At 74.7% G+C, this 22455-nt stretch carries 21 protein-coding genes; 9 read left to right on the top strand and 12 right to left on the bottom strand.

Going from position 1 to position 22455, the window contains the following annotated elements; genetic code table 11:
• Positions 1–40 precede the first annotated feature (40 nt).
• Entirely contained in the window at positions 41–1024 is a 984-nt protein-coding gene (locus RCG67_RS06850; protein ID WP_368825415.1) for a polysaccharide pyruvyl transferase family protein, read from the bottom strand.
• A gap of 176 nt (positions 1025–1200) precedes the next feature.
• On the opposite strand from RCG67_RS06850, the gene RCG67_RS06855 reads away from it, so the two are divergent.
• The gene (locus tag RCG67_RS06855; RefSeq protein ID WP_368825416.1) at positions 1201–1572 is read left to right on the top strand and encodes a hypothetical protein; all 372 of its coding nucleotides are present in this window, start codon (positions 1201–1203) and stop codon (positions 1570–1572) included.
• Positions 1569–1841 (top strand): hypothetical protein, encoded by a 273-nt coding sequence (locus RCG67_RS06860; RefSeq protein WP_058875005.1) that lies wholly within the window; start codon positions 1569–1571, stop codon positions 1839–1841. Before RCG67_RS06855 ends, RCG67_RS06860 begins: the two co-directional genes overlap by 4 nt.
• Positions 1842–1853: 12 nt before the next feature.
• Here RCG67_RS06860 and RCG67_RS06865 read toward each other — a convergent pair whose 3' ends face one another.
• The gene (locus RCG67_RS06865; protein WP_368825417.1) at positions 1854–2639 is read right to left on the bottom strand and encodes a cytochrome c oxidase assembly protein; all 786 of its coding nucleotides are present in this window, start codon (positions 2637–2639) and stop codon (positions 1854–1856) included.
• Positions 2636–3094 (bottom strand): DUF2243 domain-containing protein, encoded by a 459-nt coding sequence (locus tag RCG67_RS06870; protein WP_368825418.1) that lies wholly within the window; start codon positions 3092–3094, stop codon positions 2636–2638. The genes RCG67_RS06865 and RCG67_RS06870 overlap by 4 nt, the downstream gene beginning before the upstream one ends.
• Positions 3095–3196: 102 nt before the next feature.
• Between RCG67_RS06870 and pepN the strand changes: the two genes are divergently transcribed.
• On the top strand, positions 3197–5821 hold the full coding sequence (gene pepN / locus RCG67_RS06875) for an aminopeptidase N (RefSeq protein ID WP_368825419.1): 2625 nt from the start codon (positions 3197–3199) through the stop codon (positions 5819–5821).
• 112 nt (positions 5822–5933) lie between these two features.
• Here pepN and RCG67_RS06880 read toward each other — a convergent pair whose 3' ends face one another.
• A complete protein-coding gene (locus RCG67_RS06880) occupies positions 5934–6137 on the bottom strand; it encodes a hypothetical protein (protein ID WP_058875007.1) in 204 nt (67 codons plus the stop codon).
• Positions 6138–6203: 66 nt separating this feature from the next.
• Positions 6204–7628: a hypothetical protein gene (locus tag RCG67_RS06885; RefSeq protein ID WP_368825420.1), complete on the bottom strand. Its 1425-nt coding sequence runs from the start codon at positions 7626–7628 to the stop codon at positions 6204–6206.
• Between the two features lie 192 nt (positions 7629–7820).
• Here RCG67_RS06885 and RCG67_RS06890 point away from each other — a divergent pair, with 192 nt between their 5' ends.
• From RCG67_RS06890 to RCG67_RS06905, 4 genes are all read left to right on the top strand, one after another.
• Positions 7821–8975, top strand: a complete 1155-nt coding sequence (locus RCG67_RS06890) for a hypothetical protein (protein WP_368825421.1) — start codon at positions 7821–7823, stop codon at positions 8973–8975.
• A complete protein-coding gene (locus RCG67_RS06895; RefSeq protein WP_368825422.1) occupies positions 8972–10654 on the top strand; it encodes an ABC1 kinase family protein in 1683 nt (560 codons plus the stop codon). The genes RCG67_RS06890 and RCG67_RS06895 overlap by 4 nt, the downstream gene beginning before the upstream one ends.
• A 305-nt stretch (positions 10655–10959) precedes the next feature.
• The gene (locus tag RCG67_RS06900) at positions 10960–11910 is read left to right on the top strand and encodes a PLL family lectin (protein WP_368825423.1); all 951 of its coding nucleotides are present in this window, start codon (positions 10960–10962) and stop codon (positions 11908–11910) included.
• 169 nt (positions 11911–12079) lie between these two features.
• Positions 12080–12787: an AfsR/SARP family transcriptional regulator gene (locus RCG67_RS06905; RefSeq protein ID WP_368825424.1), complete on the top strand. Its 708-nt coding sequence runs from the start codon at positions 12080–12082 to the stop codon at positions 12785–12787.
• A 36-nt stretch (positions 12788–12823) separates the two neighbouring features.
• Here the strand turns inward: RCG67_RS06905 and RCG67_RS06910 are convergent, their stop codons facing one another.
• On the bottom strand, positions 12824–14218 hold the full coding sequence (locus RCG67_RS06910; protein ID WP_368825426.1) for an aldehyde dehydrogenase family protein: 1395 nt from the start codon (positions 14216–14218) through the stop codon (positions 12824–12826).
• A gap of 208 nt (positions 14219–14426) precedes the next feature.
• Here RCG67_RS06910 and RCG67_RS06915 point away from each other — a divergent pair, with 208 nt between their 5' ends.
• The gene (locus RCG67_RS06915; protein WP_368825427.1) at positions 14427–15128 is read left to right on the top strand and encodes an SDR family oxidoreductase; all 702 of its coding nucleotides are present in this window, start codon (positions 14427–14429) and stop codon (positions 15126–15128) included.
• A 173-nt stretch (positions 15129–15301) separates the two neighbouring features.
• Positions 15302–15976: a hypothetical protein gene (locus tag RCG67_RS06920; protein ID WP_368825428.1), complete on the top strand. Its 675-nt coding sequence runs from the start codon at positions 15302–15304 to the stop codon at positions 15974–15976.
• 111 nt (positions 15977–16087) lie between these two features.
• Here the strand turns inward: RCG67_RS06920 and RCG67_RS06925 are convergent, their stop codons facing one another.
• From RCG67_RS06925 to RCG67_RS06950, 6 genes are all read right to left on the bottom strand, one after another.
• Positions 16088–17857, bottom strand: coding sequence for a glycosyltransferase (locus RCG67_RS06925; protein WP_368825429.1), 1770 nt, complete (start codon positions 17855–17857; stop codon positions 16088–16090).
• A gap of 100 nt (positions 17858–17957) precedes the next feature.
• Positions 17958–19052: an LCP family protein gene (locus tag RCG67_RS06930; protein WP_368825430.1), complete on the bottom strand. Its 1095-nt coding sequence runs from the start codon at positions 19050–19052 to the stop codon at positions 17958–17960.
• Positions 19053–19125: 73 nt separating this feature from the next.
• A complete protein-coding gene (gene lplAB / locus RCG67_RS06935) occupies positions 19126–20190 on the bottom strand; it encodes a lipoate-protein ligase LplAB (protein WP_368825431.1) in 1065 nt (354 codons plus the stop codon).
• Between the two features lie 144 nt (positions 20191–20334).
• On the bottom strand, positions 20335–20595 hold the full coding sequence (locus tag RCG67_RS06940) for a type B 50S ribosomal protein L31 (protein WP_058875018.1): 261 nt from the start codon (positions 20593–20595) through the stop codon (positions 20335–20337).
• A 227-nt stretch (positions 20596–20822) separates the two neighbouring features.
• Complete coding sequence (locus RCG67_RS06945) at positions 20823–21368, bottom strand: AMIN-like domain-containing (lipo)protein (protein WP_368825432.1); 546 nt, start codon at positions 21366–21368, stop codon at positions 20823–20825.
• Positions 21369–21567: 199 nt separating this feature from the next.
• A complete protein-coding gene (locus RCG67_RS06950; protein WP_368825433.1) occupies positions 21568–22389 on the bottom strand; it encodes a TrmH family RNA methyltransferase in 822 nt (273 codons plus the stop codon).
• Positions 22390–22455: the final 66 nt, after the last annotated feature.

A 22455-nucleotide genomic window follows, 5' to 3' on the forward strand; every position in this document is an offset into this window, starting at 1 on the left:
TATGGCACAAAATGATCAGGCGGCTGACATAGGGCCTGCGTCAGCGCCGCTGCGAGCCCGCCGCCCCGACCGCCGGCAGCTCCGCGCCGAGCTCGCGGTCGAACTCGTCGTCGGCGTCCCGGCCCGGCTCCCCGGACAGGTCCGCGAGGAGGTCCCGGAGGAGCTCGTCGAGCTGCTCGAAACCGCTCGGGGTCATCGTGGCCCGCGCCCCGGCCTCCGAGCGCCCGGCCGGCGACAGGCACCAGTGCAGCTGCTCGTCGAGCCGGGCGGGGTCGAGCTCGTCGGCGCCGACCACGGCCGGCCAGTCCCAGGCCCGCGCCTGGGCCGTGACCTTCCCGCCGCCCGCGACGGGGTCGACGGCGAGCACGGGCACGCCGGCCCGCAGCGCCAGGACGAGGCCGTGCATGCGCATGGTCACCACGGTGTCCAGCCGGGCGATGACCGAGCCGGCCTGGGCGGCGGTGGCGGGCAGCCGCCAGTCCCGCGGGTCCAGCCGGGTGTCCAGCGGCAGCCGGGCGGCGTCGAGCCGACCCAGCCACTCCTCCAGCCCGGCCCGGACGTCGTCGTGCCGGCGGCGGGCACCGTACTCGTGCTGCCCGGAGGTGAGGTAGACGCCCAGGACGGGCACGAGCCCGGGCACGGCCCGTGCCGCCAGGTCCCGGCGGGCACCGGCACCGGGGCGGTCCCGGGCGATGACGCGGTGGAACCCGGCGGTCACGGGGTCCCGGGGGTCGAGGACGCTGACCCCGACCGCGATCCGGCGGCAGTGGGCGAAGCGCTCGTGCAGCCCGGCGATCGAGCGCCCGGTCGCGGGGCCGCACACGAACAGCAGGTGGGTGTAGTCGGCGGGGTCGGCGTCGTCGAGCCGCAGCCCGCCGGGCGGGCACATGACGGCGCTCCACGCGACGTCGTGCGGGACGCCCGCCGTGCCGAGGGCGTCGGCGACGGCGTCCATGGCGAGGACGTCGCCTGCCGTCGCCTCGCCGTGCAGGACGCTGGACCAACCGACCACGAGTGTGCGCATGGATCCGACGCTACCGGGCGCACCGGCGCCCGCGGTCCCCCAGCGGGCCGGCTGTGGGCACACTCACGTCCGTAACGACTCGGCACAGCGTCTGGTGACCCACGTCACGGGCATCTACCATCGACAGCACGGGTCGAGCAGCCGGCCGTGACGTCCTGTCGTGGAAGGACCCCTCCATGGACCACTCCCTGTCCGTCGTCGTGCAGATCGAGCTGGACACCCGGTGCGTGCGCCTGGTGGTCACCGGCGATCTCACCGAGCACAACCACCGCGCCCTGACCCCGCTGGTCGGCCGAGCCCGCGCGCTGTTCCCGGACGCGGCCGTCGCCGTGGACCTCACGGGAGCCCAGCACGTGGACCCGGAGGGCCTGGACCTCCTGCGGTGGTCCCTCGAGCAGGGCCCCGTGCCGGAGCCCGGAGGCTCCGTCCGGATCCTCACCCGGCCGGTGCCGTTCGGTCTCGCCGAGGCGTCCCGCCCGGCGGTCCGTGCGCACGTCCCGGCCCCCGCGCCGCGGCACGGCGCCGGGGCGGAGGGGGTGGCGGCATGAGCGGCGTCGACACCGTCCCGTCCCCGGCCGGCACCGGTGCCGGGAGGTCCCCGGACTGCGAGACGTGCCTGGGTCCGGACTGCGACTTCCCCGCGGAGCTCTCCGCGCTGCCCCTCGTGGAGCTGCAGGTCCTGCACAGCAGGGTCGTGTGCCAGCTCGAGCACGAGTACCTGGTCAACGCCGACGGCCCCCACCCCGTGACCCAGGACCGGCACGAGGAGCTCGTGGCGGAGCTCGAGGCGCGCCGGGACGCCGCGTCCGGGGCGTGACCCGCGGTCCGCTCAGGCGGACGACCGGGCGGGCCGGGCCCGCGGTCGGGCGGCCGCGTACCACTGCGCGCAGAGCACGACGACCAGCGCCACGTGCACCACGTCCCCGCCGTAGTACATGAGCTGCGCCCCCGCGCGGGCGTCCGGGGCCGCCACGCCCTCCGGGGGGTGGCCGTACAGGTGCTTGGCGAGCGCCGAGTGGAACGCCAGGAAGCCGATCAGCACCGCCGCGCGCAGCGGGAAGGAGCCCCGGTGCGGGTTCGGGTCCACCCCGACCACGGCCGCGGTGAAGACCCAGCCCGCGAGCAGGACGTGCAGGTGCACCGCCGCGTGCACGAGCGGCGAGGTGTGCATCAGCCCGTACAGCCCGGTCGTGTAGAGCAGCCACAGTCCGCCTGCGTCGAGCAGCCCGGCCACCACCGGATGGGTCACCGCGCGGACGGGCGGCGTGCGCAGGAGACGGGACACGGCCCGGGCCCGGGCCACGGGCAGCGCGCGCAGCGCCAGGGTCACGGGGGCGGCGAGCACGAGGAGCAGCGGGGCGGCCATCCCCAGCAGCAGGTGCCCGGCCATGTGGGCGGTGAAGCCGGTGCGGGCGGCGTCCGCGAGGGGGCCCACCAGCGCCGCTCCGGCGCAGAGCAGCCCCGCGCACCACAGCACGCTCCGGTGCGCCGGCCACGAGCCGCGGTGCCGTGCCGCCCACAGGCCCGCCGCCCAGTCCACGGCGCCGAGGGCGAGCAGGACGAGCACGGCCCCCTCCAGGAGGGTCCAGCCGGTGGCCCCGTGGTGGGGCGTCATCGTCCCGGGCGCCCGGCGCGGGCCGGCCGGGAGCGGCGGAGCAGGACCAGGCCCGCCGCGAGCGCGAGCACGGCCGTGCCGATCCACGTGGCGTCGTAGACCAGCAGGTCCACGCCGTAGCGGATCTGGTGGATCGCGAGCACCTTGTGCAGGACCACGCCGTCGAAGAGCTGGAACGCGCCGAGGCCCACCAGCAGGCCCCCGGTCCAGCGGCGCCAGGACACGCTGCCCCGGCGCCGGACGTCGGCGAGCAGGAAGAGGGAGCCCACGGTGGTGAACCAGCCGAAGGCGTGGAAGAGCCCGTCCGAGGCGAGGGCGACCCCGGTGGTGGACAGGTCGTAGAAGTGGTGCCAGTGCAGGAGGAGGTGGAAGACGGCGAGGTCCACCACGGAGGCGGCGATCCCCGCGCCCAGCAGGGTGCCCGCGAGCAGGGTCCGGCGGTCCTGGTCGGCCATGCGGATGTCCTCCTGTGCGCTCGGGCGGGCTCGGGGTCCAGCCTACGGCGGGCCGGTTCCCTGTCCAGGGCCCGGGGGCGGGGCGGGTGGTTCAATGGCACGGTGCGCAACGACAACCTGACCCGCAGCGAGACCGCCGACCGTTCCCAGCTCGTCGCCGTGGAGAGCTACGACGTCCTGCTGGACCTGTCCACCGCGCCGGACCCGGAGGCGGACTCGTTCCGGTCCGTGACCACCGTGCGCTTCGGCGCGGAGGAGGGCGCCCAGACGTTCCTGGACTTCATCGCCCACTCCGTGGAGTCGGTGACGGTCAACGGCCGGGAGCTGGACCCGGACGACGTCGTCGAGGGCGCGCGGATCCGCCTCCCGTCCCTCGAGACCAGCAACGAGGTCTCGGTGGCCGGGCGGGGCAGGTACTCCCGCTCCGGCGAGGGGATGCACCGGTTCGTGGATCCGGCCGACGGCCGGGTCTACCTGTACACCCAGTACGAGCCGGCGGACGCCCGCCGGGTCTTCGCGAACTTCGAGCAGCCGGACCTCAAGGCGTCGTTCCGGTTCACGGTCCTGGCCCCGGAGGGCTGGCAGGTCTCCTCCAACGGGGTGCGGATGGCGGTCTCCCCCGCCCCGGAGGCCGAGCGGGCCGGGTCCGTGCGCCACGAGTTCGCCCCCACGGAGCGGATCTCCACGTACATCACCACGGTGCTGGCCGGCCCGTACCACCGGGTCGCCGGCGAGTGGCGGCACTCCTTCGAGGACGGCAGCCGGATGTCCGTGCCGCTGGCCCTGTACTGCCGGGCCTCGCTGGCCGAGCACCTGGACGCGGCCACCGGCGCCCCCGAGCTGTTCGACCTCACCCGCCAGGGCCTGACGTTCTTCACCGAGCTGTTCGGCTACCCGTACCCGTTCGGGAAGTACGAGCAGGCGTTCGTGCCCGAGTACAACCTCGGGGCCATGGAGAACCCCGGGCTGGTGACCTTCACCGAGGAGTACCTGTTCCCGGACGGGGCCACCCGGGCCCAGTACCAGGGACGGGCCAACACCCTCATGCACGAGATGTCCCACATGTGGTTCGGGGACCTGGTGACCATGACGTGGTGGGACGACCTGTGGCTCAAGGAGTCCTTCGCGGAGTTCATGGGCGCCCACGCCTCCGTGCAGGCCACGGACTTCGAGGAGGCGTGGATCGCCTTCGCGGACCGCCGGAAGGCCTGGGCCTACCGGCAGGACCAGCTGCCCACCACCCACCCCGTGGTCGCCGACGTCCAGGACCTCGAGGCCGCCCGGCAGAACTTCGACGGCATCACCTACGCCAAGGGCGCCGCGGTGCTCAAGCAGCTCGTCGCGTTCGTGGGCTACGAGCCGTTCGTCGACGCGTGCCGCTCCTACTTCCGCCGGCACGCCTACGGCTCCACGACCCTCGAGGACTTCCTGGCCGTGCTCGAGGAGGCCTCCGGGCGGGACGTGCGCGGCTGGGCCGAGTCCTGGCTCGCCACCTCCGGCGTCTCCACGCTGACCCTGGACCTCGCCCGGGACGACGACGGCACCGTGACCTTCGCCGCGCTGCTCCAGGACCCCGGACCCGGGGTGCTGCGCCCGCACCGGCTGCTGCTCGGCGGCTACGAGCGCGGGCCCGGCGACGTCCTGGTGCGCACCGGCACGGTCAGCGTGGACCTGCCCGCCGAGGCGTCCGTGGAGGTCCCCGAGCTCGTGGGCTCCACCGCTCCCCTGCTGGTGGTCAACGACGAGGACCTCACCTACGCCAAGACACGCCTGGACCCGCTCTCGCTCACCACGGCCCTGAGCTCCCTGTCCTCCGTGGAGGACGACATGGCCCGCGCCCAGCTGTGGTCCGGGCTGTGGAACGCCACCCGGGACGCAGAGCTCGACCCCGGGGACTGGGTGGGCGCCGTCCTGGACCACGGCTTCGCCGAGCCGCGGACCGGGATGTTCAGCACCGCCGTGGACCACGCCGTGGAGGCCGTCGAGCGCTTCGCCCCCACCCCCCGGCGGGCCCGGCTGCGGGGGCGGCTGCTCGACGCCGCCGTCCGGGAGCTGCGCCGCGCCGACCCCGGCAGCGACCGGCAGCTGGCCCTCGCCCGGCTCACCGCCCGCACGGCCCGCCGCGACGGCAGCCACGCCGGCTGGCTGCGCGACCTCCTCGGCGGGCGGGACGCGCTGCCCGGGCTGCGGCTGGGCCCGGAGCTGCGCTGGGCGCTGTGGACGGCGCTCGCGGCCACCGGCCACGGCGAGGACCCGGAGCTGGAGGCCGCCCTGGAGCGGGAGCACGCCGGCGACCGGACCCGCACGGGGCAGGTCGGCTGGGCCCGCGCCCGGGCCGCCCGCCCGCTGCCCGGGGCCAAGGCCGCGGCCTGGGAGGCGATCACCGGTGACGAGCTGTCCAACGACCTGCTGACCGCCACGATCGAGGGCTTCCGGCTGGGCCCGGCCGAACTGGTGGAGCCGTACCGCGAGCGGTACTTCGGCATGCTGGAGGAGGTCTGGGCGCACCGGTCCATCGGGATGGCCACCCGCATCGTGGCCGGCCTCTACCCCGGCGGGGCCGACCTCGAACCGGGCCACGACCCCGGGCACCATCCCGTGCTCGCCCGCACGGAGCTGTGGCTGAACAGCCACGCCGGAGCGCCCGCGGCCCTGCGCCGGATCCTGGTCGAGGAGCGGGACCACCTGCTGCGGGCGCTGCGGGCGCAGGCGGCGGCGCGGCCCTGATCCCGCGCTGCCGCCCCCGCGCCCGCGCCGGACCCCGGGCAGCGGCGATCCCCCCGGTGGGCACCGGGGGGATCGCGAGGGTCGGGGCCCGGCGGTTCCGGGCGGGCCGGGATCAGGCGGCGGGGCGCCCCGAGCGGCGCAGCACGCGGTCGACGGCGCGCTGGGCGTCCTCGTTGGACTTGAAGACCCGCCGGTCGAGGCTCTGGCCGAGCGACATCGACGAGTTGCCCAGCTGCAGCAGGTTCACCTTGGAGTCGTTGCGGTGCTCGCGGCGCGGCTGGGGCGCCTGGGGACCGGTCCGGGCGTCATAGGCCATGGTGGATCCTTTCCGTGACTCCTCCAGTGTAGGAGGCCGCCGTCCCGCTGAACAGAGCGCCGCCGGTCATCGGCCGTGCCGCCGCGCCCGGGAGGTGTACCAGCCCCGGTCCACCGAGCGCCGCACCCACCAGGTGCGCGCCACGAGCACGAGCGAGAGCACGTGCAGCAGCACGAGCACCGCCCAGTACGCCGCGGCCGCCCCCGGGGTGAAGGGGACCGACGCGGCGCCGGCGAGCATCAGCATGACGAGGGCCTCCAGGTTCAGCGCGTAGCGCAGGGGGCGCATCACGCGCACGGAGACGTCGTGCTCCGGCTGCCGGTTGATCCAGGACAGCAGCACCGCCACCACGGACATCACGATCGACGCCGCCGCGGAGGGCACCTGCCAGCCGGGCCCCAGGACGTGCTCCCGCACGGTCGACACGAGCCCCACGAGCAGCAGGACCGCGGTGATGAGGCTGACCGCCACGGAGGCGAACGCCGTGATCCCCTGCCGCGCCGGCAGGATCACCATCTCGCAGAAGGCGTCGTCGAAGCGGGACGTGGGCCGCAGCGCCAGGTGGCCGCGCACCGCCCCGGGCCACCGCCGCACGGTGCGGTCCTCGGCGAGCACCCGGTCCACCGCCCGGTGCGATCCCCCCGCGCCGCCCGGGCGCCCGCCCTCGTGCGAGAGCACCGTGAACTCGTGCAGCCGGACCTCCGCGGGCACCGTGAGCTCCAGGTGGAAGCTGCGGCAGGACGCGAGGTCGTGCAGGCCGACCCGCCCCACCCACGGCATCCAGCAGTGCCGCAGCCGGTCCCGGGCGCGCGGCCTCCCGCCGGCGGCGTACTGCTCGTCCATCGAGTACTTGAGCACGAGCCGGCGTCCCGCGAACTCCTCGGGCAGCGCGAAGGTCAGCAGGAAGCCGCGGGCCAGCTGGTCGGCCACCGTGGTGAACAGCGCGAGGTCCGCGTCCCAGTGCTCGGCGTCCTCCGCCGGGAGCATCCCCCGGTCCACGAGCTCCTGCACGACCACCCGCAGGTGCTCGCAGTAGGCCCAGAACCCGTCGAGGGCGTCCTCCACGAGCAGCTCGGGGGCGTGCACGATCGCCGGGACGTGGTCGTGGGCCAGGACGGCCGCCTCGGCCGGCGGCAGCTGCTCCGGGATCAGCCCGCGCAGCAGCAGCTCGGCGAGCGCGCCGTTGTCCTCCGTGCCGAGGACCGGGACGGGGTCGCCCTGGCAGACGGCGTCGAAGTTGCGCAGGGGCTGCTTGGCCTGGATGGTCACGGGCACCAGCAGCCGTCCGGCGGCGTCGGCCGGCCAGGGGGCGCGCGCGGCGAGGTCCACGTCGAGGGAGACCTTCCGGCGGGTGACGCCGTCGGGGCTCATCAGCACGGACTCCACGCGGCGGTGGATCCAGTCGGCGGGGCTGAGGAACAGCGTGCGCAGCACGTCGACGTCCACCCCCGGGCGGCCGGGCTCGGGCGGGGGGACCTGGCCCTGGGGCATCCGTGCGCCTCCTCTGCGGCTCCCGGTCCGGCTCTCGTCCCGGGGCGGCCACCGGGGCCCGCCCGGTGTCCTGATCGGCCATCATTGCACCAGTCAGCGCGGACACCGTACGGGCGGGACAATGAACGGGGCGTCCCGGGAATCGTGAGATGCTGAGGTCGACTTGATGCCCCAGCTCCATCGAGGGAGACCATGACCGACTACGCGCTCAACGACCGCGGCTCTCTGGAGATCGTCACGGAGAACTTCTACGACACCGAGATCATGCGGGTGTTCGGCGGTCTGTCCTTCGGCAAGCTGCGCACCTGGACGGGCAACGCGGCGCTGGTCCCGGAACCGGACAACCCCTTCGACCCCCACACGGTCTCGGTGCGGATCGGGCCCAACAAGATCGGGCACCTCGCCCAGCAGGACGCGCAGCGGTACTGGCCCTACCTCGCGCGGGTCATCGCCTCCGGCTACACGCCGGTGGCGCCGCTGAAGCTCGAGGCCACGGTCCTGCGCCAGGACGGGCAGGCGGAGGTCGAGGCCACGGCGCGGCTGTCGATCGCCGCCCCGGACCTGCTGTTCCCGCTCAACACGCCCCCGACGCACGCGGCGGTGCTGCCGCAGGGCCCCTCCATCAAGGTCCTGGACGAGCAGGAGTTCGCCGAGTACCTGCACAGCGTCATCCCCCCGTCCGGGGAGGGCCGCGTGATGCTGACCCTCGAGACCAACAAGGTCCGCAACCACCACGGGCAGACCCTGGACATCGTCGACGTGCTCTACGAGCGCCGCCAGGTGGGCCGGCTCTCCACCCAGATGTCCCAGCAGTTCATCCCGATCATCGACCACGCCTTCCAGCGGGACCGGCTCACCGCGGTGTGGGGCACCATCCGGGGCTCGGCCTTCGAGGTCTCGATGACGCTCCAGGCCGCGCGCCCGGAGGACATCCCCGCCGAGTGGTTCGAGCGGCTGCCCAACGACGTCCCCGAGCTGCTGCCGCCCGCCGACAGCCATCCCGTCCCGGACGCCTACGTCCCGGCGGAGGCCGACCGCTCGCGCAACGCGAAGAAGTGGCGCAAGGGCCTGGCCGTGTCCGCGGCGGCCGGTGGCACCGACCGGCCGGCGCACGACGACGACGTGTCCGCCCAGCGGTCCTCCGCCGGCCCGGGGTCCGGCGTGCTCGGCCGGGTGCACGCGGCCGTCTGGGCGCTGCTCGCCATGACCGTGCTGCTGGGCGGGGTGGGCACGGTCTTCCTCGGCATCGAGCCGCTGGTGAGCGCGCTGTGCTTCATCGTGGCCGTCGCGACCGGGTTCATGTCCTTCTACCTGGCCCGGATGAGCACCGGAGCGGCCCGCCGATGATCAGCCGCCGGGAACGCTTCCTGCAGATCCTCGAGGTGCTCTCGAAGCACGGCTTCGGCTTCGCCCTCGGCGGGATCAAGGAGGAGTGGCGGGCACCGCTGGCGCGGGTCCGGCTCATCGACCCCGACAAGCTCTACAGCCAGCCCGTCCACCTGCGGCAGGCCCTCGAGGAGCTCGGGCCCACCTTCGTGAAGCTCGGCCAGGTCGTCTCGACCCGGCCGGACCTGCTGCCGCCGCGGTACGTGCAAGAGCTGACGCGGCTGCAGGACAACTCGCCCCCCGTTCCGCCGGAGCGGATCCGCGTGATGATCGAGTCGGAGCCGGACTCCGCGGCCGAGGAGATCCTCGCGCAGATCGACCCCGTGCCGCTCGCCACCGGCTCGATCGGCCAGGCGCACGCGGCCGTCTACAAGGGGGTCGACGTCATCGTGAAGGTGCGCCGCCCCGGCGTCGTCGAGGAGGTCAACCGGGACCTCGAGATCCTCTCCGAGCTGGCCAAGCTGCTGTCCACCTACTGGCCGGCGGTGGAGCACTTCGACCTGGAGGGTCTCGCGGACGAGTTCGCCCAGTCCCTGCGGGACGAGCTGGACTACCTCACGGAGGCCCGCAACGCCCAGCGGATGGCCGAGAACTTCATGGGCGACCCCCGCGTGCACATCCCGGAGATCTTCTGGGAGGCGTCGACCTCCCGGATCCTCACGATGGAGCGGATCCGGGGGATCAAGATCAACGACTACCCCGCGCTCGAGGAGGCCGGGCTCGACCGGCACCTGCTGGCCGTGGACTCGACCGAGGCCATCTGCCGGATGATCTTCGAGCACGGCTTCTTCCACGCGGACCCGCACCCCGGCAACCTCTTCGTGGAGACCGGCGGGCGGATCGGCATCATCGACTTCGGCATGATGGGCACCCTCACCGACGAGTTCCGGGACCACCTGGTGACCCTGATGCTCGGCGTGGTGCAGGAGAACCCGCGGCGGGTCGCCGCGGGGCTGCTCGGGCTGACCTCGCAGGAGCAGGACGTCAACAAGAAGACGCTCGAGCGGGACGTGGCGATCCTGCTGCGCCGCTACTCGAACAAGCCCCTGCACGAGGTGCGGGTGGGCCACCTGATGGGCGACCTCATCGGGATGCTGCGCCGCTACCGGATGCACCTGCCGCGCGAGTCCGCGCTGTTCCTGCGGATGCTCGTCACGGCTGAGTCCGTGGGCACCGGCCTGGACCCGGAGTTCGACCTCGTCTCGGTGCTCACGCCGTACGCGCAGCGCTTCGTGCTGCACCGGCTCTCCCCCGAGATCCTCGCCAAGCGGCTGCGCGACATCCTGCAGGACGCGGTGCAGATGGGCGTCGAGGCCCCCGAGTACCTCCGGCGGCTCATCGTGGTCCTGGAGCGCGGCGGCTTCGACGTCCACCTGCGCGCCGACGAGTTCGAGCCGCTGCTCAAGCGGGGCGAGAAGATCGGCCACCAGGTGGTGGCCGGCGCGGTGATCGCCGCCTCGATCAACGGCATGGCCCACATCCTCGCGTCCGACCCGGAGCGGTGGCGCAGGTTCCACGTGCCCCTCATCGCCGGCGGGGCGACCACCGTGGGCACCCTCACCGGCTACCTCGTGCTGTCCACCAACGTGCCCAAGGTGCGGCGGCTGGCCAACACCATCCGAGTCCGCCGCCGCTTCTGAGCCCGCCTCCGGGCGCCGCGGTCGGCGGCCCGGCCCGCGGCAGCACGACGCACCCCTGACCTGACCTGCCCCGACGTGCCCCGACATGCCCCGACATGCCCCGACATGCCCCGACATGCCCCGACGGTAGTCACGCCGGGATCACACCGCGGGCCGGACGATGTCCGTGCGACCGGGAGACCGCTCTGGGACCGTCCCGGCGGGCGGGGACGACGTCCACCGCCCGCTCCGGTCGCGACCACCGCATCCACCGTGGCGGAGGCACCGTCCCACCGGCCGGCCCCGCCCGCGTCGAGGAGCACGCCATGACCGCACAGGACCTCACCGACCACCGGACCACCGCCGCGCCCAGCGGGATGTCACGGAGAAATCTGCTCACGGCCGGGGCCGTGCTGGGCACGGGAGCCGCCCTCGCCTCGGCCCCCGCGGGCCTCGCCGCGCCCGTCACCACCACGGCCTGGTCCGGGTGGGAGGACCTGGGCGGCGACTGCCGGTACGGCACGGGCGTGTCCTCCTGGGCGCGGGGCCGGCTGGACACGTTCGTCATCGGCACCGACCGGGCCCTGTGGCACAAGTGGTACGCCCGCGGCTGGAGCGACTGGGAGAGCCTCGGGGGCCGGCTGAAGTCCAACCCCGCCGCCGTCTCCTGGGGCCGCGACCGGATCGACGTCTGCGGCATCGGCACGGACAACGCGCTGTGGCACAAGTGGTGGAACGGGCGCCGCTGGAGCGGCTGGGAGAGCCTCGGCGGCCGGTGCCGCGGGGGCGTCGGGATCTCGTCCTGGGACCGCAACCGCCTGGACTGCTTCGTGCTCGGCACCGACAACGCCCTGTGGCACAAGTGGTGGAACGGGCGCCGCTGGAGCCGCTGGGAGGGCCTGGGCGGCCGGTTGCGGCACGTCCCCTCCGCGGTCTCCTGGGACTACGGCCGGATCGACTGCTTCGGCATCGGCACGGACAACGCCCTGTGGCACAAGTGGTGGAACGGGCGCCGCTGGAGCGGCTGGGAGAGCCTCGGCGGCAACTGCCGGGGCGGCACCGGGGCCTCGTCCTGGGCGCCCGGCCGGCTCGACTGCTTCGTGCTCGGCACGGACCACGCCGTGTGGCACAAGTGGTACGACCAGGGCTGGAGCCAGTGGGAGAGCCTCGGCGGCTGGGTCCAGCACAACCCCTCGGCGGTCTCCTGGAGCAGCAACCGAGTGGACGTCTGCGGGATCGGCAGCGACAACCGCCTCTACCACAAGTGGTGGTCCTGACCGACGCCCGGCCGTCTCCGCCGGCCCGCGGCACGGTCCGGCGGGGACCGGGACGGTCGCACGCCCCGTGCGGCACGTCATGTCGTTGACTTCCCCCGCGCCGCGTCCCAGCATGGCGGTGAAGCGCGGGCGCTGACATCGCGCCTGGTCAGCCGGGGGGAGCAGGGTCATGGGCGACGGAGGGACGATCACGCTGCGACTGCTGGGAAGCTGGGACGCCGCCGTGCAGGGGGCCCGGGTGCAGACCGGGACCCGGCAGCAGCGGCTGCTGGCGGCGCTGGCGATCCACGGCCCCCGGTCCCGGCACTACCTCGCCGGGCTGCTGTGGCCGGAGTGCCCGGAGGACCACGCGCTCGGCAGCCTGCGCACCGCCGTCTTCACCCTGTCCCGGCGCGTGCCGGGGGCCGTGGAGTGCCGCGGCGGGGCCCTGGGGCTGTCCGGGGCCGTGGATGTGGACCTGCACCACCTGCTCGAGCTGCTCGTGCGCCCGGTGGCGTCCTGGTCCGCCGGGCGCGAGGACGCCTGGGTGCTGGACCGCCCCGGCGTGGCCCTGCTGCCGGGCTGGTACGACGACTGGGTGGTCGATGAGCAGGCCCGGCTGCAGGAGCTCTACGTCAACGCGGTCGAGGAACGGGCGGAGCTCTGCCTCGTCCACGGCGACGTCCACCACGCCCTGGCGCTGGCCCGGACGGTCCGCGACGCCGCTCCCCTGCGCGAGAGCACCGTGAGCCTGCTGGTCCGCGCGCACCTGCGCCTGGGCAACGAGGCCGAGGCGTGGCGGGCGTTCCAGGGCTACCGCGGCGAGCTGGCGCGGGAACTGGGCGAGCAGCCCTCGGACCGGGTCCGCGGGCTGCTCGAGCCCCTGCGCCGGCGGTGACGTCCCGGACCCGGATGCCGCCGGGCCGGCCGGCGCTCAGTCCGCCGCCGGCGGCATCTCGATGTGCACGACCTTGACCTGGGTCATCTCGTCCAGGAGCTCGGGCCCGTAGCCGAAGCCCGCGCCGGAGGCCCGGCGCGGCTGCGCGGCGCCACCGGGGGCGCCGCCGAAGACGTTGTTGACCTTCAGCGTGCCCACCGGCAGCTCGGCCACGGCGCGCTGGGCGTGGGCGATCCGCCCGGTGAGCACGGTCGCGGCCAGCCCGTAGCGGTCGGCCGCGGCCAGCCGCAGCCCCTCCTCGAAGCTGTCGACCACCTGCACCGGGGCCACGGGCCCGAACGTCTCCTCGGTCATCACGGTCATCCCGGGGGTGCACCCGCGCAGGACGGTGGCCGGGTAGAACGCCCCGGGACCCTCGGGCACCTGCGCGCCCTCGAGCACGACCGCTCCCCGGGCGACGCTGTCGGCGACCTGACGGTGGACCTCTCCGCGCATCCGCTCGTCGACCAGCGGAGCGAGCGTGCCCTCGGTGTTGCGCCGGCGCGCCTCCTCGGCCAGTGCCGCGAGGAACGGCTCGGCGACGCCGCGGTGGACGTAGATCCGCTCGACCGCCACGCAGATCTGGCCCGCGTTGGCGAACGCGCCGAGGGCGGCCTGGCCGGCGGCCCAGACGGGGTCCACGTCGTCGTCGACCACCAGTGCGTCGTTGCCGCCGTTCTCCCGGACCACGTGGGCGCCGGTGCCGACCGCCGCCCGGGCGATGGCCTCGCCGGCGGCGGTGGAGCCGACGTGGGCGAGGACGTCGACGCCGGGCAGCGCGGTGAGCAGCTCCCCGACCGCGGCGCCGCCGCTGACGGTGCCGAGCACCCCGGCGGGCAGGGCCTCGGCGAGGATCTCCCCGAGCCGCGCCCCGACGTGCGGGCAGCGCTCGCTGGGCTTGTGCACCACGGTGTTGCCGGTGACGACCGCGGCGCCGAGCAGGCCCGCGGCCACCGCCACGGGGTCGTTCCACGGCGTGAGGGCGACGACGACGCCGCGCGGCTCCGCGACGGTGTAGTCGGCCGCCAGCACGCTGCCGCGCAGGCTGTGCCCCCGGTGCACCGGTCCGAGCTCCGCGTACTGGTGGAGCGTGCCGACCCCGGCCATGACCCCGCCCAGGGACTCCTCGACGGGCTTGCCGGTCTCGCGGGCGTTGAGCTCGGCGAGCTCCTGCGCGTGCTCGGCCAGCCGGTCCGCGGCGGCGCGCAGGGCCTTCCCGCGCTCCTCGGGAGCCGTCCGGGCCCAGTCCCGGGCGGCCGCACGGGCGGCCGCGACGGCGGCGCGGACCTCCTCCTCCGTGGCCGCGGCCACGGTGCCGACCGTGGTTCCGTCCCGGGGGTCCAGCACGGTGAGCTCGGTCGTCGGGGCGGTGGCGGGTGCTGCGGTGGTCATGGAACTCCTTCTGCGTCGGGCGGGCGTGCGCGTGCGCACCTCGGGGGCCGTCCTGATGAGCTTACTTACGAACGGGCCGGGACCGGATACGGTAGCAGTGACCAGGCCGCTGCACCCGCGCGGCCTGACCCTGTTCCGACGTGGAGCAGCACACCCCGCCCGCGGCACCCGCCGCGGGCGGGGCCGTGCCCAGCAGAGAGGAAGTTGCATGAGTTTCCAGCCCACCAGCCCCGGCCGGGTGCTGATCACCGGCGGGGCCTCCGGACTCGGCGCCGCCGTGGTGGAGGCGGTCCGCGACAACGGTGGCACCCCCATCGTCCTGGACCGGGACATCAGCACGCTCACCGGCGTCACCGCCTACGAGGTCGACGTGGCGGACACCGCCGCGGTGACCGAGACGGTGCGCCGGGCCGTGGAGGCCGCCGGCGGCCTGGACGCGGTGGTCACCGCGGCCGGCATCGACCGCTGCGGCCGTCTCGAGGACGTGGCGGCCGCCGAGTGGGAGAAGGTCGTGCAGGTCAACCTGTTCGGCACCGTCTCGACGGTGCGCGCCGCGCTGCCCGCGCTGCGGGAGTCCCGGGGCCGCGTCATCACGGTGGCCTCCACCCTCGCGCTGAAGGGCGTCTCGGACGCGACGGCGTACTGCGCGTCCAAGTTCGGCGTGCTCGGCTTCAGCCAGGCCCTCGCCGCGGAGCTCAAGGGCGAGGTGGGCGTCACCCAGCTCATCCCCGGAGGCATGAAGACGCGCTTCTTCGACGACCGGGACGAGCAGTACAAGCCCCAGGACGACTCCCAGCTCAACGATCCCGAGAACGTGGCGAACGCCGTCCTGTTCGCCCTCGCCCAGCCCCGGGGGTGCGAGGTCCGCGAGCTGTTCATCGCCCACGCCGAGGAGGGCTCCTGGCCCTGATCGGTCCGGAGACGGCCGGCCCGGACGACGGAAACACCGTCCGGGCCGGCCGTCGCCCCTCGTGAGAGCGGACTTGTCCCCACAACGGGGGACGGCGCGCGCACGACCCGGACAATGCGTGCGCATCTATGATGGGGTCACTCCCCGTCCCCACAGGAAGGCTCGACGTCAGCGTGGACTCCCCCCTCGGCACCACGGTGGCACGCGTCCCGATCACGGTGCGCTGCCTCGACGCCCACGGCCGGCCCGTGAGCCTCTCGGCGCCCACGCTGGCCCGCGGCTCCACCGACCTGCAGGACCTGCTGCGCCGCGCCTACGCCGCCGTCCGGGGCGGCAGCCCCGCCGAGGCCGTCACCGTGTCCTTCCTGGAGGACTGCCGGGGCAAGCTGCAGCTGGAGTACCTGGTGGTCGACCGCGCGCGCCCGAGCCGCTGGCGCCGGCGCCGCGACCGGCGCCGTGCGGAGGCGATCCAGGCGGCGCTGACGGAGGCGACCATCGTGGTGACCCTCATGGTCGAGGTCACCGGCGCGATCGCCGCCGCGAGGACGGCCCGCTGGTCGGAGAGCGACACCCCCGACTTCGTCGACGTGGTGCTCGACGACGAGCGCACCGTCCGCGTGCCCGGCGCCGTGCGCGGCATGCTCCGCGACGGGACGGCGCTGGAGCTGCTGCGGGGGATCCTGGCGATGTTCCTGGAGGACGACGTCGAGCAGCTGGTCATCGGCAAGGACCCCGAGCTGCCGGGCCGCTACCAGGAGACCGTGGTGACCCGGTCGCCCGCGCTGGTGGACTTCCTCGAGGGCGCGCCCCTGGCCTCGCTGGTCACCGGGGGCCCGGAGCGGTCCTGACCGCGCTGCCCGCCCCTGGACCCGGTGCCGCCGCCGGGCCGCCGCGCCCCGTCCGCCGCCGTCGTGGACCGCGACGCCCAGGACCGGCCGGAGCTGCCGGGCCCACCGCCCTCAGGCGGACTCCTCCTCGGACCGGGCGCGTCCGGTCAGGTGGTCGTAGGCCTCCGCGGCGGCCGAGGCCACGCCGTGCCAGGTCCGCCCCGGCACGACGCGCCGCCGGCCCTCGACCCCGAGGCAGCGGCGCACGGCGGGGCACTCGAGCATCATCCGCAGGACCGTCGCGAGGGTCTCGGGCTCCTCCGGCGGCGTGAGCATGCCGGTGATGCCGTCGGTCACGGTCTCGGCGAGCACGGGCAGCCGGGTGGCGACCACGGGGGTCCCGGTGGCCAGGGCCTCCACGGACTCGGTCGGGGCCGCGGTGCGGGCGACCGGGCGGTCCTTGCGCGCGACCACGAACACGTCGAACGCCTGATGGTACTGCACGACCTGCTCGTCCGGGACCCGCCCCGCGAAGCGGACCCGCCCGCCCAGGCCGAGCCGCCCGGCCAGTTCTTCGAGCTCGGCCCGGGCCGGGCCGTCGCCCACGACCACCACGAGGAGCTCCGGCACGTCGGCGGCCACGAGGGCGGCGGCGCGCAGGAGGTCGTCGAGGCCCTCGTGCTCCACGAGGTCCGCGACCGCGCCCACCACCCGGGCCGTCTCCGGCAGTCCCAGGACCCGGCGGGCCTCCTGCAGGGGGCGGGGATCCGCCAGGTACGGGCCGTCCACGGCGGGGGGCGCCACGCGGACGGGCACCGGGCCGCCCGGAAGGGCCCGTGTGAGGGCCTGCACGCGCTCGCGCATGGCGCGGCTCGTGGTCACGACGTCGGCCGCGGCGGCCAGGACCTCGACCTCGCGGGCGCTCTCGAGCCGGTGCCGCTCGCTCGTGGCCGCCTCGGCGGGCCGGGAGGCCGCCCACCGGTCGGCGGGCAGCTCCCGCACCTCGTAGACCCACGGGATGCCCAGCGCCTCCGCCACCGCGCGGGTGACGAGGGCGTTGCCGGCGCGGCTCGTGGTGTGCAGCACCGCGGGCCGCGCACGCAGGGCGAGCTCGAGCAGGGCCTGCGCCTCCCGCTGCAGCCGCGCCGTGGGGGTCGGTGCCCGGCCGGCGGGCAGCAGCCGGTGGTAGGAGACGCCGTCGAGGACCTCGGCGTCCGCCCCGGGCGCCCTGCCGTCGGCGGCCGCGGGCCCGGTCCGTGTCACGGCGGTCACGGTCCAGCCCTGGGCCACGGTCGCGGAGAGCAGGGAGTGGGCGCGCGGGGCGCGCCGCCCCCGGGCGCGCGGCGGGGCCTCGGCGAGCACGTGCAGCACGGACGCGGGCTCCGGGCGGTAGCCCACCACCGGGGTGAGGGCCGGGCGCCAGCCGGAGAGCAGCCGCAGCTCGTCCTCGTAGTGGAGCAGCCGGCGCCGCTCCCCCTGTGTGGCCCGCCCGGCGGCCGCGGCACGCCGCAGCTCGACCACGGCCTCCGAGATCCGGCCGACGTGGCGGTGCCGGCGGGCTCTCGTGCCGGCGAGGTCCCTCGTGCCGGACGGCACCTGCGCCAGGAGCCGGTCCGCCTCGGCCACCCGGCCCGCGGACAGGGCCGCCTCGGCGAGCCGGCGGGCAGTGCGCGGCGCGGGGCTCCCGCGGCGGGCACGGCGGAGGCGTGCCTCGAGCCGCCGCTGCGCCGCGGCGTCCGGGCCCAGGGCGCGGGCCACGGCGGCACCGGCCTCGGGCCAGGGGCTGCGCAGCAGGGCGCGGGCGGCGGGCCGGGCCGCGCCGGTGGGGAGGACACGGGCCGCGGGCAGCCAGAAGGCCTGGGGCTCGTCGTCCGGACTGAAGGGGCGGGGGGTGTGCGGCATGGCCTTCTCGCGGAGGAAGAGGGGCCGTCCCGGTCGATCACGGGGCGTGCTGCGGGCGGGGGGAAGTCGGTCTGCGCCGGGCTCGGGCGCCGGCGGGGAGCTACTGATCGTCAGGGCTCAGCGTAGCAAGATATCCGCCCAGATCGCCCGACGAGATGGCCGCGCCGATCCCCGCCATCGCCTCGAGGTCGGGCACCACGACCGACTGCCCGTCCGGGGACACGCCCAGGCCGAGCTGCGGTGCCGTGGACAGGTGCAGGTCCCCGGCGGAGAGCCCGGCGAGGTCGGGGGCCAGTCCGGCGAGCCACGACGAGTCGAGCCCCTCGCTCACCGTCAGGTAGGGCGAGAACTCGATGACCACGGTGTGCATCCGCACGGGGTTGAGCAGCGTCTGCGGGCCGAGCAGGCGCTCCAGCGCGGCCCGGACGTAGCTGCGCTGGTTCTGCACGCGCTGGAAGTCCCCGCTCTCGAAGGCCTTGCGCTCCCGGACGAACTCGAGGGCCCGCTCCCCGTCCATGTGCTCCGGCCCGGCCTCGAAGGTCATCCCCTCGTTGGAGACGAAGTCCTGGGGCACGTCGATCGTCACCCCGCCCAGGGCGTCGGTGAGGGCCTGGAAGCCGGCGAAGTCCACCTCGGCGACCTGGTCCACCCGGGTGCCGACGAGCTCCTCGACGGTCCCGACCATCAGCGGGACGCCGCCGAGGTCGAGCGCGGCGTTGATCTTGGCCTCGCCCACGCCGGGGATCGGCACCCACGTGTCCCGCAGGACGGACAGCACGTAGGCCTCCCCGCCGTCCTCGGGCAGGTGCACCAGCATGATGGTGTCCGCCCGCTCCCCCACGACGCCCACGTCCGCCCGTCCGCCGGGCAGGCTGTCCGCCCCGAGCAGCAGCACGGTGGTGCCCCGGTCCTGGGCCGAGCCCGCGGCGGGCCGCCCGCCCTCCGGCGGGAACGCGTCCTCGATGACCTGCTTCCGGGCGTCGAAGGTCCGTCCCAGGTTCCACACGAACGCACCGGCCGCCAGGGCGAGGACCAGCACGAGGCCCAGCAGGACCCGGCGGACGGGGTGCCGCCGGTGCCGCGGCACGGCCACGCCGTCGGCGTCCCGGTCGGCGGGGTGGACGCCGCGGGCGGCGTCGCGGTCGTCGACGGACATGCTGTGCTCCCGGGTCGGTGGGCGGTCGGTGCCGCTCATGCTAGGCCCCCCGTGCTCGGAAGCGGCTGACAGGTGCCTGGGAGCACTCGACCGGCGAGGTGCCGCGGGCGGCTCAGGGCACCCGGGTGATCCACTCCGGGGTGGCGAACTTCTCGGCCACCAGCCGGCGGGCGGCGGCGAGCTCGGTCTCGCGGACGGCACCCTGCGCGGCCCCGTAGCGTCCCGCGAAGACCTCCATGAGCTTGTCCACGACGTCGGCCCGGGCCATGCCGGTCTGCCGGCGCAGCGGGTCCACGCGCTTCCGGGCCGAGCGGTGCCCCTTGTCGGAGAGCTTCTCCCGGCCGATCCGGAGGACCTCCGTCATCTTCCGGGCGTCGATGTCGTAGCTCATGGTCACGTGGTGGACCATGCCGCCGCCCGCGAAGCGCTTCTGGGCCGCGCCGCCGATCTTGCCGTGCTCCGTGGCGATGTCGTTGAGCGGGACGTAGAACGCCTCCAGCCCCATCTCCTGGAACGCCTGCATGACCCACCGGTCGAGGAACGGGTAGGACTCGGCGAAGCTGAGGCCGTCCACGAGGGTCTGGGGCAGGTACAGCGAGTACGTGATGCAGTTGCCGGCCTCCATGAACATGGCCCCGCCGCCGGAGACCCGGCGCACCACCGAGATGCCGTGCCGCCGGGCGCCCTCCGCGTCCACCTCGTTGCGCAGGGACTGGAAGGAGCCGATCACCACGGACGGCTCCTCCCAGTCCCACAGCCGCAGGGCGGGCGGGCGCCGGCCGGCGCCGACCTCGCGGGCGAGGACCTCGTCGAGCGCCAGGTTCTCCAGGGTGGGCCGGACCGTGGGCGGGATGACCTCCCACGCGTGGTCGTCCCACGTGGTGGCGTGGGCCAGGGCCCGGCGGACGGCGGTGGCGATCGCCTGCGGGGAGAAGCCGAACAGCACGACGTCGTCCGCGAGCGCCGCCTCGACGGCCCCGACGATCTCCTGCTGGGTGGCGTGCTCGCCGAGGCCGGTCAGCGCGGCGTTGATGTCCGCGAGGGCCTCGTCCGGCTCGAGGAAGAAGTCCCCGTTGACGGAGACGTCGACCAGCCGGCCGTCGGCCACGCCCAGGTCCACGACCACGAGCTTCCCGCCCTGCACCTTGAACTCCCCGTGCCGCCGCTCCTGCGTCATCCGCGCCTCCCCGCCGTCCTGTGCTGCCGTTCGATCCGTCCTGCTGGTGGTCCCGGGACAGCCTACGCCCGGGGACGACGCAGGCCCGGACCTGTGCGGTCCGGGCCTGGGCGGTGGTGCTGGGCCCCGCGAGCGGGACGAACGTCAGCTGCTGGACTTGCCGAAGTTCTTGAAGCGGGCGTTGAAGCGCTCCACGCGACCGGCGGAGTCCATGATGCGCTGCTTGCCGGTGTAGAACGGGTGGGACTCCGAGGAGATCTCGACCTCGATGATCGGGTACTCGTTGCCGTCCTCCCACGTCTCGGTCTTCTGCGAGGTGGCGGTGGACCGGGTCAGGATGGTCTTGCCGGAGGCCAGGTCGCGGAAGAGGACCGGGTGGTAGTCCGGGTGGATGTCAGTCTTCATGGGGTTCAAACCTTTTCGTTGGTGCCTGGATTTTGCCAGCCACGGTTTCGCTCGGTGGGCGGTGCGCCGTCGTCGTCCGTCCGCGCGGTTCGAGAAGGGCGGGGGCATCGGGCACCAGCGGTCCAGCGTACCGGATCCGCGGCGGGAATTCACGCCCGTTCCGGCCGCGCGAGGGGCCCGGCACGCACCGGACTCCTCGTGCGGCCGTGACCGGTGCCGGGACCGGCTCACCACCGGTGCGCGACGTCGACCACGAGCCGCGTCGTGTTCCCCGGGCCGTCCAGCACGAAGACCCGGTACGGGAGCCGGGCGCGGACGCCGAGGCCGATGGTGGTCTGCCCCTCGAAGCTGCCGGCCCAGGCCACCTGGCGGAACGTCCGGTACCCGCTGACGTCCACCACCTCCTGCCGGTTCTTCGGGAGGTAGGTGGCCCTGCCGTCCTCGTAGGCGGGTGCGTGGACGATGATCCGCAGATCGGCCGCTCCGCGCAGGGGGACCGCCCGGCCCGAACCCTGCTCGGTGACGGCCGTGTACGCCACGCGGTACCCCGGGACGTCGCCCCCGCGGAGGTCGACGACCAGACGGTCGAAGCACGCGTGCCGGCCGGATCGTACGCCGGTGATCACATCGCCCGTGTACTCCTCCGAGTACTCGGGGGTGGACCCCCACGTGATGCCGCAGTACGGCGCCGCGGCGGAGGCGCTGCCGGGGACGATCAGCCCCAGCCCCGTGGCCAGCACCAGGGCCGCCAGCCACGAGATCAGCTTTTTCATGACACACCTGCTGTTCCTCTGCGCCCGGACGCCGGCTGGTGCCGCGGTTTCTCGGACCGGGCCTCGCAGACCCTTCCAGAATAGTCTTCACGGATGCCAACAGCACTGGTCGGAGGGCGATCGACGGCTGAACCGTGACCCGCTGCGGCCGCCGGGGCCGTCGAGCACGACGAGCCGTGCCGAGGCCGCGGCCCGGTCGTCACCGGACGGGCCGGGTCTCCCAGAAGGCCACGGCCGAGGCGGCGGCCACGTTGAGGGAGTCCACGCCGTGGGACATCGGGATCCGGACGGTGAGATCCGCGTGGTGGACGGTGGCCGCGCTCAGCCCGTCCCCCTCGGTGCCGAGGACCAGCGCCAGCTTCTCGTCCCGGCGGGCGGACAGCTCCTGGAGGGTGAGCGAGTCGTCGCCGAGGGCGAGCGCCGCCGTGGTGAAGCCGGCGTCCTTGATCCGCTGCAGGTCGGCGGTCCAGTGCTGCAGCCGGGTCCACGGGACCTGGAAGACGGTGCCCATGGAGACCCGGATGGCCCGGCGGTACAGGGGGTCGGCACAGCGGGGGGTGACCAGCACGGCGTCGACGTCGAGCGCGGCGGCCGAGCGGAAGATCGCCCCGACGTTGGTGTGGTCCACGATGTCCTCGAGGACCGCGATCCGGCGCGACGACGCCAGGAGCTGCGCCAGCTCCACGGGCTCCGGGCGCTGCATGGCCGCGATCGCCCCGCGGTGCAGGTGGAAGCCCGTGATCTGCTCGAGCACCTCGTCCGGTCCGACGTACAGGGGCACGTGGGGGTGCTCCGCCAGCACGTCCGCGAGGTCCTCCAGCCACTTGTCCGCCATGAAGAAGGAGCGGGGCACGTGCCCTGCCGCGAGGGCCCGGCGGAGCACCTTGGAGGACTCGGCGATGTACATGCCGCGCTCGGGCTCGAGCCTGCGCCGCAGCTTGACGTCGGTCAGGCGGGCGTAGTCGGCGACCCGGGGGTCGTCGGCGCTCTCGAGGCGGATCAGGTGCGGGAAGTCGGTCACGGGGTCTCTTCGGGTCGGTGGGGCGCGGGCGTGGGACCCTGTGGCCGGGACGGTGACCGGGGCCGG

Origin of the sequence: Kocuria cellulosilytica, from assembly GCF_040981245.1 — a bacterium.
GTDB lineage: Bacteria > Actinomycetota > Actinomycetes > Actinomycetales > Micrococcaceae > Kocuria > Kocuria cellulosilytica.